This window comes from Hyphomonas beringensis, from assembly GCF_000682755.1.
Lineage (GTDB): Bacteria > Pseudomonadota > Alphaproteobacteria > Caulobacterales > Hyphomonadaceae > Hyphomonas > Hyphomonas beringensis.
In genome coordinates, this window is record NZ_AWFF01000046.1 from 21,017 (window position 1) to 33,758 (window position 12,742).

15 protein-coding genes and 2 tRNA genes are annotated in these 12,742 nt (G+C 56.8%); 8 read left to right on the top strand and 9 right to left on the bottom strand.

Features of this window, described 5'->3' with window-relative positions:
• Positions 1-81 precede the first annotated feature (81 nt).
• Positions 82-2,124: a hypothetical protein gene (locus HY29_RS11895; RefSeq protein ID WP_206741958.1), complete on the top strand. Its 2,043-nt coding sequence runs from the start codon at positions 82-84 to the stop codon at positions 2,122-2,124.
• Between the two features lie 4 nt (positions 2,125-2,128).
• Here HY29_RS11895 and HY29_RS11900 read toward each other — a convergent pair whose 3' ends face one another.
• The 3 genes from HY29_RS11900 to HY29_RS19710 all read right to left on the bottom strand — a co-directional run bounded on the left by HY29_RS11900 (position 2,129) and on the right by HY29_RS19710 (position 3,437).
• Positions 2,129-2,491, bottom strand: coding sequence for a hypothetical protein (locus HY29_RS11900; protein ID WP_034797211.1), 363 nt, complete (start codon positions 2,489-2,491; stop codon positions 2,129-2,131).
• Positions 2,492-2,634: 143 nt separating this feature from the next.
• Positions 2,635-2,904: a hypothetical protein gene (locus HY29_RS11905; RefSeq protein ID WP_034797213.1), complete on the bottom strand. Its 270-nt coding sequence runs from the start codon at positions 2,902-2,904 to the stop codon at positions 2,635-2,637.
• Positions 2,901-3,437 carry a hypothetical protein gene (locus HY29_RS19710; protein WP_241765195.1) on the bottom strand — a complete coding sequence of 179 codons (537 nt, stop codon included), beginning with the start codon at positions 3,435-3,437 and terminating at the stop codon, positions 2,901-2,903. The genes HY29_RS11905 and HY29_RS19710 overlap by 4 nt, the downstream gene beginning before the upstream one ends.
• Between HY29_RS19710 and HY29_RS19880 the strand changes: the two genes are divergently transcribed.
• On the top strand, positions 3,375-4,124 hold the full coding sequence (locus HY29_RS19880) for a tyrosine-type recombinase/integrase (RefSeq protein WP_422119925.1): 750 nt from the start codon (positions 3,375-3,377) through the stop codon (positions 4,122-4,124). The two genes, HY29_RS19710 and HY29_RS19880, sit on opposite strands and share 63 nt — an antisense overlap.
• On the opposite strand, the gene HY29_RS11920 is transcribed toward HY29_RS19880, so the two are convergent.
• The 3 genes from HY29_RS11920 to cpdR all read right to left on the bottom strand — a co-directional run bounded on the left by HY29_RS11920 (position 4,075) and on the right by cpdR (position 4,876).
• Positions 4,075-4,149: transfer RNA gene (locus HY29_RS11920), tRNA-Val, on the bottom strand. The two genes, HY29_RS19880 and HY29_RS11920, sit on opposite strands and share 50 nt — an antisense overlap.
• A gap of 47 nt (positions 4,150-4,196) precedes the next feature.
• Positions 4,197-4,517, bottom strand: coding sequence for a hypothetical protein (locus HY29_RS11925; RefSeq protein ID WP_034797218.1), 321 nt, complete (start codon positions 4,515-4,517; stop codon positions 4,197-4,199).
• The gene (gene cpdR, locus HY29_RS11930; RefSeq protein ID WP_034797220.1) at positions 4,517-4,876 is read right to left on the bottom strand and encodes a cell cycle two-component system response regulator CpdR; all 360 of its coding nucleotides are present in this window, start codon (positions 4,874-4,876) and stop codon (positions 4,517-4,519) included. Before cpdR ends, HY29_RS11925 begins: the two co-directional genes overlap by 1 nt.
• Positions 4,877-4,999: 123 nt before the next feature.
• Here cpdR and HY29_RS11935 point away from each other — a divergent pair, with 123 nt between their 5' ends.
• The 3 genes from HY29_RS11935 to HY29_RS11945 all read left to right on the top strand — a co-directional run bounded on the left by HY29_RS11935 (position 5,000) and on the right by HY29_RS11945 (position 7,499).
• Positions 5,000-5,968: an N-formylglutamate amidohydrolase gene (locus tag HY29_RS11935; RefSeq protein WP_241765196.1), complete on the top strand. Its 969-nt coding sequence runs from the start codon at positions 5,000-5,002 to the stop codon at positions 5,966-5,968.
• Between the two features lie 286 nt (positions 5,969-6,254).
• Positions 6,255-6,650 (top strand): helix-turn-helix domain-containing protein, encoded by a 396-nt coding sequence (locus HY29_RS11940; protein ID WP_034797222.1) that lies wholly within the window; start codon positions 6,255-6,257, stop codon positions 6,648-6,650.
• 33 nt (positions 6,651-6,683) lie between these two features.
• Positions 6,684-7,499 (top strand): inositol monophosphatase family protein, encoded by an 816-nt coding sequence (locus HY29_RS11945; protein ID WP_034797223.1) that lies wholly within the window; start codon positions 6,684-6,686, stop codon positions 7,497-7,499.
• 27 nt (positions 7,500-7,526) lie between these two features.
• Here the strand turns inward: HY29_RS11945 and HY29_RS11950 are convergent, their stop codons facing one another.
• Positions 7,527-8,546, bottom strand: a complete 1,020-nt coding sequence (locus tag HY29_RS11950; RefSeq protein ID WP_051601458.1) for a TraB/GumN family protein — start codon at positions 8,544-8,546, stop codon at positions 7,527-7,529.
• 133 nt (positions 8,547-8,679) lie between these two features.
• Between HY29_RS11950 and HY29_RS11955 the strand changes: the two genes are divergently transcribed.
• From HY29_RS11955 to HY29_RS11965, 3 genes are all read left to right on the top strand, one after another.
• Positions 8,680-8,756 (top strand) — tRNA-Arg (locus HY29_RS11955).
• A gap of 219 nt (positions 8,757-8,975) precedes the next feature.
• Positions 8,976-10,952, top strand: coding sequence for an oleate hydratase (locus HY29_RS11960; RefSeq protein WP_034797226.1), 1,977 nt, complete (start codon positions 8,976-8,978; stop codon positions 10,950-10,952).
• A 42-nt stretch (positions 10,953-10,994) separates the two neighbouring features.
• Positions 10,995-11,621: a TetR/AcrR family transcriptional regulator gene (locus HY29_RS11965; protein WP_034797228.1), complete on the top strand. Its 627-nt coding sequence runs from the start codon at positions 10,995-10,997 to the stop codon at positions 11,619-11,621.
• 160 nt (positions 11,622-11,781) lie between these two features.
• Here HY29_RS11965 and HY29_RS11970 read toward each other — a convergent pair whose 3' ends face one another.
• Both HY29_RS11970 and HY29_RS11975 read right to left on the bottom strand, forming a co-directional pair.
• Positions 11,782-12,252 carry a MarR family winged helix-turn-helix transcriptional regulator gene (locus HY29_RS11970; RefSeq protein ID WP_051601459.1) on the bottom strand — a complete coding sequence of 157 codons (471 nt, stop codon included), beginning with the start codon at positions 12,250-12,252 and terminating at the stop codon, positions 11,782-11,784.
• Positions 12,253-12,266: 14 nt separating this feature from the next.
• Positions 12,267-12,742: sulfotransferase family protein (locus HY29_RS11975; RefSeq protein ID WP_162176720.1), on the bottom strand; the 476-nt coding region annotated here is incomplete at its 5' end.

The window sequence follows — 12,742 nt, forward strand, 5'->3', positions numbered from 1 at the left end:
CGATGGTGCTAGTTTTCTCAGCTCATCGGTTTTAGGGGACTTGCTGCAGTACCGAACGGCAGCAAAACACAAAGAATCCAAATGGAAAGTACACTTCAAGGCCGCCTTCGAAATACCGACCTTCCCTATTCAAAAGGTCTGATGCCGCTGTACGAAGCAGTGGTAAATTCAATCCAATCCATAGAAGACTTGGCAAAACTCGAAGATAAGGCAATCGATTCCTACCACATCGATGTTTTCATCAACCGTAACAATCAAACCGATTTCGAACTCGATAAGAACAGTAAAGCTGAAAAGCCCGTTGTGGGCTTCACGATCATTGATGAAGGCCCAGGCTTTGATGAAGGCAATTGGACTTCATTCAACAAGCTGGATAGTCTTCATAAAGAAGATAAGGGATGTCGAGGAATTGGCCGACTGCTTTGGCTGAAAGCCTTCGATTATGTTCTTGTGGACTCTACCTTTCGCGCGGAAGGATTGATTGAGCGCCGAAAGTTTCGCTTTGATGCAAAATCCGAAGTCTCAAGCATCGAAGATCCAAGCGTCGTCGATGCGCCAATCAAAACGAAAATCGAACTTTGCCGCTTTCGAGAAAAATACGCACGGGCGACGCCAAAATCACTGGAGCACATCGCGCTGGGGTTACTCGAACACTGCTTGTGGTATTTCGTCCGCAAAGAAGGTGTCCCAACGATACGTTTGCATGATGGCGAACACGATAAGGACCTCTTTGATCTATACGATGAGTATATGCACACGTCGTCTTCGACTGAGAACTTTCAGATAAAGGGTCGCGCGTTTGAAATCACTCACGTCAAAATTCGAGCCACGAAGAAGCAAGCGCACATACTTGGCTACTGCGCCGCTGGCCGATTGGTCAAAGAGGAAAATTTGACGGGCAAAATTCAGGGCTTGTTTCCAAACATTTCTGATGACGATGGTGACTTTGTTTACGCCGCTTATCTCACGGGCGGCTACCTTGATGATAAAGTCACCGGACAGAGAACCGGGTTCAATATTGAAGACGACGCTCCGGAAATGTACGCGGATGAGGTGATATCGTACTCGGACATTCGTTCCGAAGTTTTACCCCGTGTTGAAGTTTTTCTTGCCGACAGCCTGCAAGGCAATATCGCGGCCGGCCGAAAGAAGCTTGATACGTTTGTCTCGGAGGTCGCTCCCAAATATCGACCTCTCCTATCCCACATAGGCGCGGATCGCCTTTGTATTGATCCAAATATTGCAGACAAGGACCTCGACCTTCTTCTGCACCGAGAAGTGTCTCGCGTCGAACAGGAGCTCCTTGCTCAGGGGCACGACATCATGGAGCCCAAGCCAGGAGAATCAGAGGCCGAATATAGAGCTCGCCTTGAGCACTATTTGCAAACAGCCGCAGACCTCAAGCAGTCGGATTTGGCAAATTATGTGATGCACCGCAGAGTCGTGATCGATCTTCTCAGATCGGCCATCAACAAGAAACAAGATGGGAAGTTTTCTAGAGAAGACCTAATCCACGAGTTGATTGTCCCCATGCGGATTACCTCCGATGACACGGAGTTTAAGAGACAAAACCTCTGGCTGGTCGATGAACGACTCGCCTTTCATCATTATCTGGCATCAGACAAGCCACTCAGCTCAAACCCAACAACTTCCAATGATACAGGCAAAGAGCCGGATATCACTTCGCTGCGCATTTTCGACAACCCTCTACTTGTTGGTGACCAACAAAATCAACAGGCGTCCCTCACGGTCGTCGAAATCAAACGCCCCATGCGAAATGATTTCAAGGCTGGGGAAAGCGAGGATAAAGATCCTGTGCTTCAATCCCTCGGATATCTTCGGCGGCTAAGACAAGGTGCCGCCACAAGAGACGGTAGGCCCATTCCAAATGCGGATCGCATTCCGGGGTTCATTTATATCATCGCTGACTTCACTGCCCATCTGGAAGACTGTTGCAGGCTTCACCAATTAAAGCGAACAGCAGATGGGCTCGGATTTTTTGGGTATCATCCAGATGAAGTATACAACGCTTACATACAGGTCATCTCGTTCGATGGCCTTGTAACATCTGCAACAGAGCGCAATCGCGCATTTTTTGATGAATTGGGCCTTCCGGCCAAATAGAAACCTAGTCGGTCCTACTGCTATCTCTATCCGCTTCGCGGTCCCGGTCCATTTGACCACCCTCCTGAGCATTGCCCCAGGCGGTGGCAATTTCGGAGCGTTCGCTTTCAGGAACCTGATCGAGCGCGCGGGCCATTTCGATCGGCGAAATTTCGCGGGCGCGTTCCTGGACGCTGTTGACCAGAATTTCGCGCGCGTCCCTGAGCTCGCTTTCCGTGCCCAGTTCTGCGGGGCGGTCTTTGGCAAGCCGATCGAACCGGCTCAATTCAGCCACCGCTTCCTGAAGCCGGTCGAGGCGCGCTTCGACACTCCCCTTCCCCGCTTCGCGGTCGATCACGCCTTGCATGTCATCTGCGCCATTGGCCATGTGATCCAGTCCATATCACGATGTCACATCGAGGTTCGCAAATAGCGTATCACAGCTTTTTAGACCCGTCGCCATTCGTCCTCAAACCTTGAGTCTGATTGACTTATCGCCTCATATCACATCGCCTCATGGCGCGATGCTTGTTAGAGGCTGTGACGATCACAGGTGCACCGGCGGGAGAGGCTCCAGACATCATGGCGGCAGGCAGCGAATTCGACATTGAAGCCCTGCGCAGCCAGATTGCCGGTGAAAATGGCTTCCTGCTCTACCGCCAGTATAAAGAGCCCGAAGCGGCTGAAATCATCGGAATTCACCCCGCGACCTTGAAAAAGCTGCGGCTTGCCGGAAAGATCGGATTTATCCGCAAGGGTAAACGGGCGATCGCCTATTTCGGGTTCCAGATCGCCGATCATCTGATCGAGAGTGTGCAGTGGCCGGACGCAAAGGCAGCAAGCCCCCCCTCAAGCTCGGCGAGACCTGGCTCGGTCGGCGCGGGGACTCCGGCGCATGGTACCGATACTGGTGGGACGCAGAGCGAGGATGCACGCGCCGCGCTAGCCTTGGCACGGAAGACCTTGAAGAGGCCAAGCAGCTCCTGAGGGAGTGGTATGCGCGCGAGCACCACCCCGAGAATGCCCGCATCGAAGATGTGCCGCTCGCGACGATCATCCGGCTCTATTATGAAGAGCATGCGATGAACATTCCGAGCCACGAGGCGGCGCGGATCGCGCTCAATCTCTGGCTCGATTATTTTGGCGAGAAGAGCGTGGCAGAAGCCACCAAACCGAAAGCCATCGATGGCTTCATTGCCTGGCTGAAGAAAACCGGGCGCAGCGCCAACTATATCAACCGGGTGCTCTCTTCCGGACGCGCGGCCATCAACATGGCTTACAAGAAGGGCATCATTCAGGGCGCGCCCTTCATCCGGCAGGAAAAGGTCGGCCATGTGCCGCCCAAGGGCCGCCCGCTCTCGGTCGAGGAGCTGCGCGCGCTCTATCACCTTGCAGACAAGGAATACCTCAAACGCTTCATTCTCTGGATGATCGGCACGGCGGGCCGGCCGGACGCCATCTGCGAGCTTAACCTCTCACAGATCGATCTCGAACACGGGCTTGTGCATCTCAATCCGCCTGGACGTGAGCAAACCAAGAAATACCGTCCGAGCGTGAAGCTGCCCCCTACCCTTCGCAACGAGATGGGTGAAGGGCCGTGGCTCATCATGTACAAGAAGAAGCGGGTGAAAGAGGTGAAAGCCGCCTGGCGGCGCGTGCGGGCAGCCGCAGGTCTTGATGGCGCCGTCCAGCCTTACTCCCTCCGTCACACGGTTGCGCGTTATTTGAGAGCTTCCGGTGTGCCTGCCTGGGAGGTCTCTGCACAGCTCGGGCATAAGCAGCACGGCTTCTCGATCACCGAAATCTATGCGCCGTTTGACCCGTCTTACCTGTCCGCGTCGTCGATCGCGCTCGAAAAGCTGCTGGCCGAAATTATCGTACCGACCAACATCCGGCCGCTAACATTGCCAGAACGTTGCCAAAACGGCGATGACGCTCAGGGGGCAGATGGGGCTAAGTCTTTGAAAGGAATGGTGGGCGGTACAAGGTTCGAACTTGTGACCCCTACGATGTCAACGTAGTGCTCTACCACTGAGCTAACCGCCCCCGATCCCATCGGGAAGCAGGGGTAATGGATAATTCGGCGCGCGTCGTCAAGACGCCTTTGTCGGTCCAACGACACAGAGTGCAATTTTCTGCAGTATTCCGTCCGGAGTTTCAGGGTCATCGGCAAAAAACCAGACCTCTCCAAAGGGATTGCTGGCCGAAAAAGCATAGCCCTCAAACTGGAAGACAAGCCACTGGCCAATCTCCGCCGGCATCATGGAAACGACGTTGACCCCTTCCAGCAGACCGAGACGAATGACGCATTCATCCATGCTGAGGGCTGCCGGAGCATCAAAAAAGTGCCGCCCGGCATCATTCACAACTGATTTCAGAAGCTTCTGAGGCTCATGATCCGAGCCCCCGCCCATTACGCCGCCATGACCTTGTCGACTTCGTCGACGATTTCACGCAGATGGAAGGGCTTGGACAGGACCTTCGCGCCAGCGGGTGTCGGCGCGCCTGAGGAGAGCGCCACAGCGGCAAAGCCGGTGATGAAGACAATCTTCATGGCAGGATCCAGCTCCGCCCCCCGACGGGCAAGCTCAATACCATCAAGGCCTGGCATGACGATGTCCGTCAGCAACAGGTCAAAGACTTCACGCTCCAGCGCAGAAAGCGCCGTCTCGCCATCGGCATAATCCTGTACTTCATGGCCCGCACGACGCAGCGCGGCAGCCAGGAAGGTACGCATGGAATCGTCATCTTCGGCCAGCAGGATCTTGGTCACGCTGAATGCCCCCTCTTAGAAGTCGTACCCTAAGCATAAAGCAGCATTTGGGTAAATCAGCGGTGAATCGCTGTTTGCTGCCCCTGGCTTTTTTGCACCCGAAAATGACGCGAAGCGGCGAAAATGCTTGACCTTCCGGCGAACTGGGAAACCATAAGCCAGATGACAGATGCCCCCCAGTTTCTTGATAGATCTGCGCATTTTCAATCTGCGCAAGACGCGTCGGAACCGGCTGCTGCCCCTATTCGCTATGAAGCCCCCTTCACACTGAATTTTCCAGAAAAAATGTACGGCCCCGTCATTTTTGCCTCTCCGCATTCCGGAAATGTCTATCCTGACAGCATGAAATCAGCGCTCTGCGTGCCTCTGGAAACGGTAAGGCGAACTGAAGACGCCTTCGTTGAAGAGCTGTTTGAAGACGCACCGGCCCATGGCGGCATGCTGATGGCCGCGCGCTATGCCCGGTCCGTGACGGATCTGAACCGCGATCCGCGGGAACTGGACCCGACCATGTTCCATGACGGCGTCCCACGCGCCTGCGGTGCCCCCACGGCCCGCGTCGAAGCGGGCCTTGGTTGCCTGCCCCGTGTCGCGTCACGCGGAGAAGAAATTTATGGGCAACGCATGTCCTGCGCCGAAGGGGCCGCACGGCTGTCAGACATACATGACGCCTATCATGACCGCCTCAGCCAGGAACTGACCACCCTGAAAGAGACTCATGGCCGCGTGATCCTGATTGATTGCCATTCCATGCCCAGTGTTCAGCCTGGCAGGCGACATCTGGCAGATATTGTTCTGGGAGACCGGTTCGGCTCCAGCTGCGATCCGCGGCTCACGGGCCGGGTGGAGCGCACCTTCCGCGCGCATGGTTTGACCGTCGCGCGCAATGCGCCCTATGCGGGCGGCTACACCACCCGGCGCTATGGACGGCCAAAGCGCAATGTTCACGCCCTGCAGATTGAGATCAATCGCGGTCTGTATATGGATGAAGAGGCGGTACACCCGTCAGCGAACTTCGAGAGCATGCGCACCATTGTTTCTGCTGTCATTCAGGAGATCCTGGTGGCCTCCGGACAGGTGCCTCTCCGCTAGGCCGGAGAGCATGACTGCCCCCCTATTTTTGCTCAAAAAAAAGGGCCGCGCTTAATAAGCGCGGCCGAGGTCAAAGGGAGGAAACGCCAGAGGCGTCTGCACCGGAGTGCAGGACCAGATTTATGTTGCGGCGCACAAAACGCAATAGGTTATTGCCCATATCCCTGCATTTACTGGAGTGCGCCCAAAATTTGGGCAACCGTGACCATCGGCATGCCAATTGCGAGAGAGATCCGCAGATATCCCAATTTGGGACTGCACCGATCTCATCCGCAAGGAGAAAAACATGGCTGATGAAACCGACCTCCACGTAGGCAAACGCCTGCGCCGCCGCCGCCGGCTGCTTGGAATGACTCAACAGGACCTTGCCAGTCAGGTTGGCGTGCGTTTTCAGCAAATCCAGAAATATGAATGTGGCGCAAACCGCATTACGTCCTCGCGCCTGTATGAACTGGCCAAGGCCATGAACGTATCCGTTCAGTACTTCTTTGACGGTATCCCTGCTTCCGACGCCCCGGATGCAGCCAACGATGCCGAGCGCATGGAAGGCGACATCCTCTCGCAAAAGGAAACGCTGGAACTGGTTCGCGCATATTATCGTCTGGGTGAGCGCCCTCGCAAACGCCTACTGGAGCTGGCCAAAGCGCTGGAAGCTGACACGACAAATAGCGGCGTTGCTTGACGCTGACCGCCGGGCAAGGCAAGCCCTGCCCGGATGACTGCTTCTTTCTCCATTGATGAAGATCTTGCCTTTGCGGGCAAACTTGCAGACGCGGCCTGGTCAGCGATCAGGCCGCATTTTCGTGCGCTGACGGCGATCGACAACAAGGCCTCGCCGCAATCCGATTTCGACCCCGTCACGGTCGCAGACCGGGCAGCCGAAGACGCCATGCGCACCCTCATCGCCTCCGAGCGCCCGGGCTACGGGATCACCGGCGAAGAATTCCCGGCAAAATCCTCAGAAAATGGCCTGACATGGCTGCTGGACCCGATCGATGGCACACGCGCCTTTGTGGCTGGCCTGCCGTCCTGGACCACACTGATCGCGCTCTGCGATGCGGAAGGCACGCCGCTGATCGGCATTATTGATCAGCCCGTTCTGGGCGAGCGCTATATGGGATGGCCGGGCGGAGCGGCGATGCAGAAAGACGGTCAGACGACCATGCTGAATGTGTCGGACTGCAAGGACCTGCGCCAGGCCGTCATCTCCACGACAGATCCCTTCATCCTCAACCCGGCCGAACAAGGCGCCTGGACGCATCTGCGCGCCACGGCCCGCCTGACGCGCTATGGGCTGGATGCCTATGCCTATGCGCGCCTCGCCGCCGGGACGATTGACCTTGTGGCCGAGAGCTGCCTGAAGGCTTGGGATGTGGCGGCGCTGATTCCGGTCGTCCGCGGCGCTGGCGGTCTGGCAACAGACTGGCGCGGTAACACGCCAAAGCTCGGCGGTCAGATTGTCTGCTGCGCCAGTGAGGAAATTCTCGATCAGGCCTTGCTGGCCCTGCGGCGGTCGGCCGACACGCTTTAAGCGCGCAAAAAGACGGAAAGCCCGGGCTTATGGCCCGGAGACTTCATAGCCTTCCTGCTCAAGCAATTTGATGACGCTGTCCTCGCCGGCCAAGTGCCCTGCCCCGACAGCGATCAGACGCGTACCGGGCTCGTCCAGCATTGCTTCGATCTTGCCGACCCAGTCTTCATTGCGCGATTTAAGAAGCGCATCATAGACTTCATCCGATCCGATCATGTCGGGATTGGCCATCAACAGGCCGATGCCATGCACATCTCCGTCAGCCCATTCTGATACCAGCACGTCAAGCACATCTGCCCCCTCTTCGATGGACTCTGCCGAGCCGATCAGGAAATCAACCTGCTCATCCTCTGGCATGCCTGCCAGACGTCCAAGTTGTTCGTCGATGGTTTCCAGATATGCAAAGGATTTCCCTTCTGCCACGGCCTCGGCCTCGATAACCTTCTCGACGCCGGAATTCGGGTCAAAGCCTTCCTGTTGAATTTGCATGACGGACAAGTTGACCGCCGCCCACCAGGGCTTCATCGGCTGGATCGCCCCAAGCGGCAGACCAAGATGATCCAGCGCCTTCTGCAGCTCCGCTTTTTCGACCTCCGTCAACAAGCTGGTCAGCTGGCGTCCGTCGGTAAACATGCCCTTGCTGGAAATGAAGCGCATCATTTCTGATGCCGCCTGCTGGCTGGTAACATCTGCTTCGAAAACCACCGTATCGGCCTCTTCCAGCGCCGTATCGATAGCATCGCTGCGCCATTTCAAATCCGGCCGCAACAGATGTACTGTGCCCATGATGTAGAGCGTCGTGTCTTCATCCTGCAGGGTCCAGAGCGCTGGCTCGCCAGCACCGCGGGAGGCTTCCGCCTCTGCCAGCGCGGCCTCATAGGCGGCTTTCTGCGCCTCGAGCATTTCAGCTCTCTCGGTAGCCTCCTCAGCTTCAGCCGCAACCGCGACCTTTGACTCATCAGCGGGCGTATCGCCCTGCCCGCAAGCCACCAGAGCCAGGAATGTACAGGCCGCAAGACCCGTCAGACACTTTGAAAAGACGCGCATGAATGGCTCCTGAAATGATTGCCTCGAACAGACCTAGCCTACCTGCCCCGGCAAGCAAATCACCCTTGGTGTACAAACCGCACTCCGGCGTTGCACGCCCCGCCAGCTTGCCCTAAAGACGGGACACGGCTCAGCACCCATAGCTCAGCTGGATAGAGCGCTGCCCTCCGAAGGCAGAGGTCAGAGGTTCGAATCCTCTTGGGTGCGCCATTTTTCTTTTCCTAGCCTCTCTCGCCTCCGCTCGCCCCCCCTGACGCTGCGGACGCCCATTTGCGCTTGCGAACAGGAACCGCCGGGCCTGTTCTGATGCGACATTATGCACAGGGCAGAAATTCCACATATCAATTGATATCCAGAGATCAGTTGCCATGTCTTGTTCACAAGGTCGCCACGTTCAGCACGGCCAGATGACAGATAGCGGAGCCTCACATGACCCATGGCACAAAATTCGGCCCTTTCACTCCTTCCACTGCTCCGGACGGTTTCGAGCACGAGCCTGACGCTACGGCGGGCTATTGGAGCCACCGGGCGAAGAACACCTTACCGCCCCCAGATTTCGTTGGCCCTTATGCCCGTCACCGCCCCCTTCCCACGCCCGGCGTGGAAGACCGGAAAGCCTGGATTATCGGTGGCGGTATTGGCGGGCTCGCCGCAGCATTTTACCTGGTCCGGGATGGCCATATGCCGCCCGCCAATATCACCGTTCTTGAAGAGATGGATGTTGAGGGCGGCTCAATGGACGGCGCCGGCAACCCAGATGAAGGCTACCTTATCCGGGGCGGGAGAGAGATGAACTGGAACTATGACACCCTGTGGGACATGTTCCAGGATGTCCCGGCCGTGGAACTGCCTGAGGGCTACTCGGTCCTCGATGAATACCGCCTGCTTAATGACAACGACCCCAATTATTCCAAGGCGCGCCTGATGCGCAATCAGGGTGAAATCATTGACTTCAAGGATATGGGGCTGACCAGATCCCAGCAATGGGAAATGATCCGTCTGATGCTGAAGAGAAAGGAAGACCTCGATGATGTAACCATTGAGGAATACTTCTCCAAAGGTTTTCTGAGCAGCAATTTCTGGGCGCTGTTCCGCTCCATGTTCGCTTTCAAGAACTGTCACAGCCTTCTGGAAACCAAGCTGTACATGCACCGCTTCCTGGATTCGGTGGACGGTTTCGGGGATTTGTCCGCCCTCGTTTTTCCCAAATACAATCAGTATGATACCTTCATCAAACCGCTGGCGGACATGCTGCGCCAGAAAGGCGTGCGGTTTCAGTTCGACACGCGCGTGCAGGATCTGGAGCTGAGCGAGGCCGACGGGCGTAGAACTGTGACTGGCATTGTCTGCACTGTCTCAGGTCAACCGCAGCGACTGGAGGTTGGTGACACCGATCTCGTCTTTGCACTGACAGGCTCGATGACGGAAAACACCGCCTATGGCGATATGGATACCGTGCCCCAATTGACCGTCGGACGGCATGAGCCCGGCGAGCAAAGCGGCTGGACGCTCTGGCGGAACCTGGCGGAAAAATCAGATGTCTTCGGCCATCCTGAAAAATTCTATGGCGACACTGACCAGTCGATCTGGGAGTCCGCCACCCTGACTTGCAAACCCTCGCCTCTGGTCGACAAACTCAAGACGCTTTCCGTCAATGATCCGTACTCGGGACGCACGGTGACAGGCGGCATCATCACCTTCACGGACTCGAACTGGCTGCTGAACGTGACGTGCAACCGGCAGCCTCATTTTCCTGACCAACCCGAAGACACGCTCGTCTTGTGGGTCTACGGCCTGCTGATGGACCAGCCCGGCAATCATGTCAGCAAGACGATGCCGGAGTGCACGGGGCGGGAGATTCTCAGCGAACTCTGCCATCATCTGGGGATTGAAGACCAGATCGATGCCGTGGTCGCCAACACGAAGGTGCGCACCGCGCTGATGCCTTATATCACGGCGCAATTCATGAAGCGCGCCGCCGGCGACCGGCCTCATGTGGTGCCGGAAGGATGCACGAATCTGGGCCTCATCGGGCAGTTCGTGGAAACCCGCAACGACATCATATTCACCATGGAAGCGTCTATCCGCACTGCCCGGGTCGGGGTCTACAAATTGCTGAACATTCCCAAGCAGGCGCCCGATATCAGCCCAACCCAGTATGACATCCGCAATCTGATCAGGGGCGCGCGCGCCCTGAATAGTGGCAAGCCGTTCCTGGGGGAGAGATTGCTGCACCGGTTGCTGGATAAGACCTATTATGCACATATCCTCCCACCCTTGCCTGAAGCCGATAATCAGCGTCGTGAAGCCTTCGAGGCCGAAGTCGATACTTTGGCCGCCAAGGGCGGCACCGCGCTGAAGTCGCTGGGGAGCTGGATTGCCAACGTCCGCAAAGGGTTTGAGTGAATTGAGCGCTGAACCTCGGGCCACAACCAGAAGAGCCTCGCCATGACACATGCGCCCCGTCGACTGTCGCGGCAGGAACAGCAACAGCGCACACGCGAGCGCCTTCTGGATGCGGCTGAAAGCCTGTTCGCCGAAGGCGGGGTCAATGCGACCTCGCTTCGGACCGTGTGCGAGAAGGCGGGGTTCTCCCAGGGTGCCTTCTATTCCAACTTCGCAAGCAAACAGGACCTTTTGCTCTCGGTTCTCCAACGTCATATCGAACGGGAAGCCGTCCTGCTGCAGTCTCTGGTGAAATCCGCGTCGAGCGATACGCTCGATCATGCTCTTGAAGGGTTTGCAGAACACCTCACGGCGATCGCGGAGCAAACGCAATGGTCCTTGTTGGCGATCGAACTGCAATTACAGGCGCAGCGTGACGCCGATTTCGCCGCGCAGTGCGCTCATGCGCGCAATGCCAGCTATGATGCCCTAGCCTCGGTTCTGGACACGCTGAAAACGCGCTTCCAGCTCAGGTATCAGCTTCCAACACAACAGCTTGCGATCAGTCTTTACGCCCTGTGGTCAGGACTCGTTCTGTTTCAGGTGGGAGATGAGGCGACATCCCGCGCGGATGTGCTTCTGACCTATCTCAGAAGACTGATTGCATCACCCAAGAATTTGAAAGGGTGAGACTTGCAATTCGGGCACCTTAATCGCCAGGCCAGGTTCCGGACCTTGCTCTTTTCCTTCCTTCGCCCGATCTGCAAGTTCCAGATTCCCCCCTCCCCGGCGCGCCATTTACTCGCGGGGGAGCGACGATGCACGGACAAGTGCCCTGAACTGCCGATACCTAGGCAATATCCCCCAGGTCCAAATAGGGAGAGGCGTCTATTTTCTCGGCATTGAGGAGGCTGGTGACGCACTCCAGAGATGCAATCAGCATGGCTTGCTGCCATTCGGGCAACTCGTCGAAGCGGCTTGCAAACGTCTCGTGCAGCGGATCGGGGACCTCGGCAAGAGCGGCCTGACCGGCTGGCAGAATGCTGAGCCAGACCTTGCGGCGGTCCTCGTCACAGCGCCGTCTGGCGATCAGGTCACGTGCTTCGAGTTTGTCTGCCAGACTCGTGATCGTGGCATGCTTCAGCTGGGTCGCCTCAGCAATATGCCCGGCAGATAACTCTCCGCCTTCATTCAACAGACGCAGCACGGTCACTTGAGAGGGCGCCAGGCCCGCAGTCTGAGCGAGCCGTTTGGCCGCCAGTTCTGTCATGCGCTGAATCTTGCGCAGGGCGATGAGGGCATCATCAGATCTTGAGCTCACGCGTATGAACCTTATTAGGGCGCGAGGTCTGGCCCCAGCGCGGCTTTCAATGGCTCTAGATGTGCCTCATAGGGGCGCCATTGTTCAAGTCCGCTTTTATTGATGGGGCGTCGCACCTGTTCGGAACTGGCCGTGCGTACAGCGCGATCTGTCTTGTGAAAGTCGACGCAGGCTGCATCGAAGGGCAGACCGCAATAGTCCAGAATGCGCCTTACCTGGCCTTCCAGATCGTCCAGTACATCTTCATGCTGAACCCTCAGGATGCGCCCTTCCGGCAAAACGCGATCCCAATGGTCCATCAGATCAACATAGCCGCGATAATAGTGGCCGATATCATCAAGGCTATAGGTGAATTCCTGCCCTTCCGCGAAGAGCTGCTTGTAGCCTGACCAGCAGCAATCCATCGGGTTGCGCCGGGCATCAATGATCCTGGCGTTCGGAAGGATCAGGTGGATCAGACCGATATGCCGGAAATTGTTCGGCATCTTGT

What these genes read in the sequence shown, in the direction of transcription:
- HY29_RS11940 (WP_034797222.1), top strand. Translation starts at nt 6,255, where the DNA reads ATGGCTGATGAAACCGACCTCCACGTAGGCAAACGCCTGCGCCGCCGC.
- HY29_RS11945 (WP_034797223.1), top strand. Translation starts at nt 6,684, where the DNA reads ATGACTGCTTCTTTCTCCATTGATGAAGATCTTGCCTTTGCGGGCAAA.
- HY29_RS11960 (WP_034797226.1), top strand. Translation starts at nt 8,976, where the DNA reads ATGACCCATGGCACAAAATTCGGCCCTTTCACTCCTTCCACTGCTCCG.
- HY29_RS11965 (WP_034797228.1), top strand. Translation starts at nt 10,995, where the DNA reads ATGACACATGCGCCCCGTCGACTGTCGCGGCAGGAACAGCAACAGCGC.
- HY29_RS11895 (WP_206741958.1), top strand. Translation starts at nt 82, where the DNA reads ATGGAAAGTACACTTCAAGGCCGCCTTCGAAATACCGACCTTCCCTAT.
- HY29_RS11925 (WP_034797218.1), bottom strand. Translation starts at nt 4,517, where the DNA reads ATGGGCGGGGGCTCGGATCATGAGCCTCAGAAGCTTCTGAAATCAGTT.
- HY29_RS19880 (WP_422119925.1), top strand. Translation starts at nt 3,375, where the DNA reads ATGGCTTACAAGAAGGGCATCATTCAGGGCGCGCCCTTCATCCGGCAG.
- HY29_RS11950 (WP_051601458.1), bottom strand. Translation starts at nt 8,546, where the DNA reads ATGCGCGTCTTTTCAAAGTGTCTGACGGGTCTTGCGGCCTGTACATTC.
- HY29_RS11935 (WP_241765196.1), top strand. Translation starts at nt 5,000, where the DNA reads ATGCTTGACCTTCCGGCGAACTGGGAAACCATAAGCCAGATGACAGAT.
- HY29_RS11900 (WP_034797211.1), bottom strand. Translation starts at nt 2,491, where the DNA reads ATGGCCAATGGCGCAGATGACATGCAAGGCGTGATCGACCGCGAAGCG.
- HY29_RS11905 (WP_034797213.1), bottom strand. Translation starts at nt 2,904, where the DNA reads ATGATCGGCGATCTGGAACCCGAAATAGGCGATCGCCCGTTTACCCTT.
- HY29_RS19710 (WP_241765195.1), bottom strand. Translation starts at nt 3,437, where the DNA reads ATGGCCGACCTTTTCCTGCCGGATGAAGGGCGCGCCCTGAATGATGCC.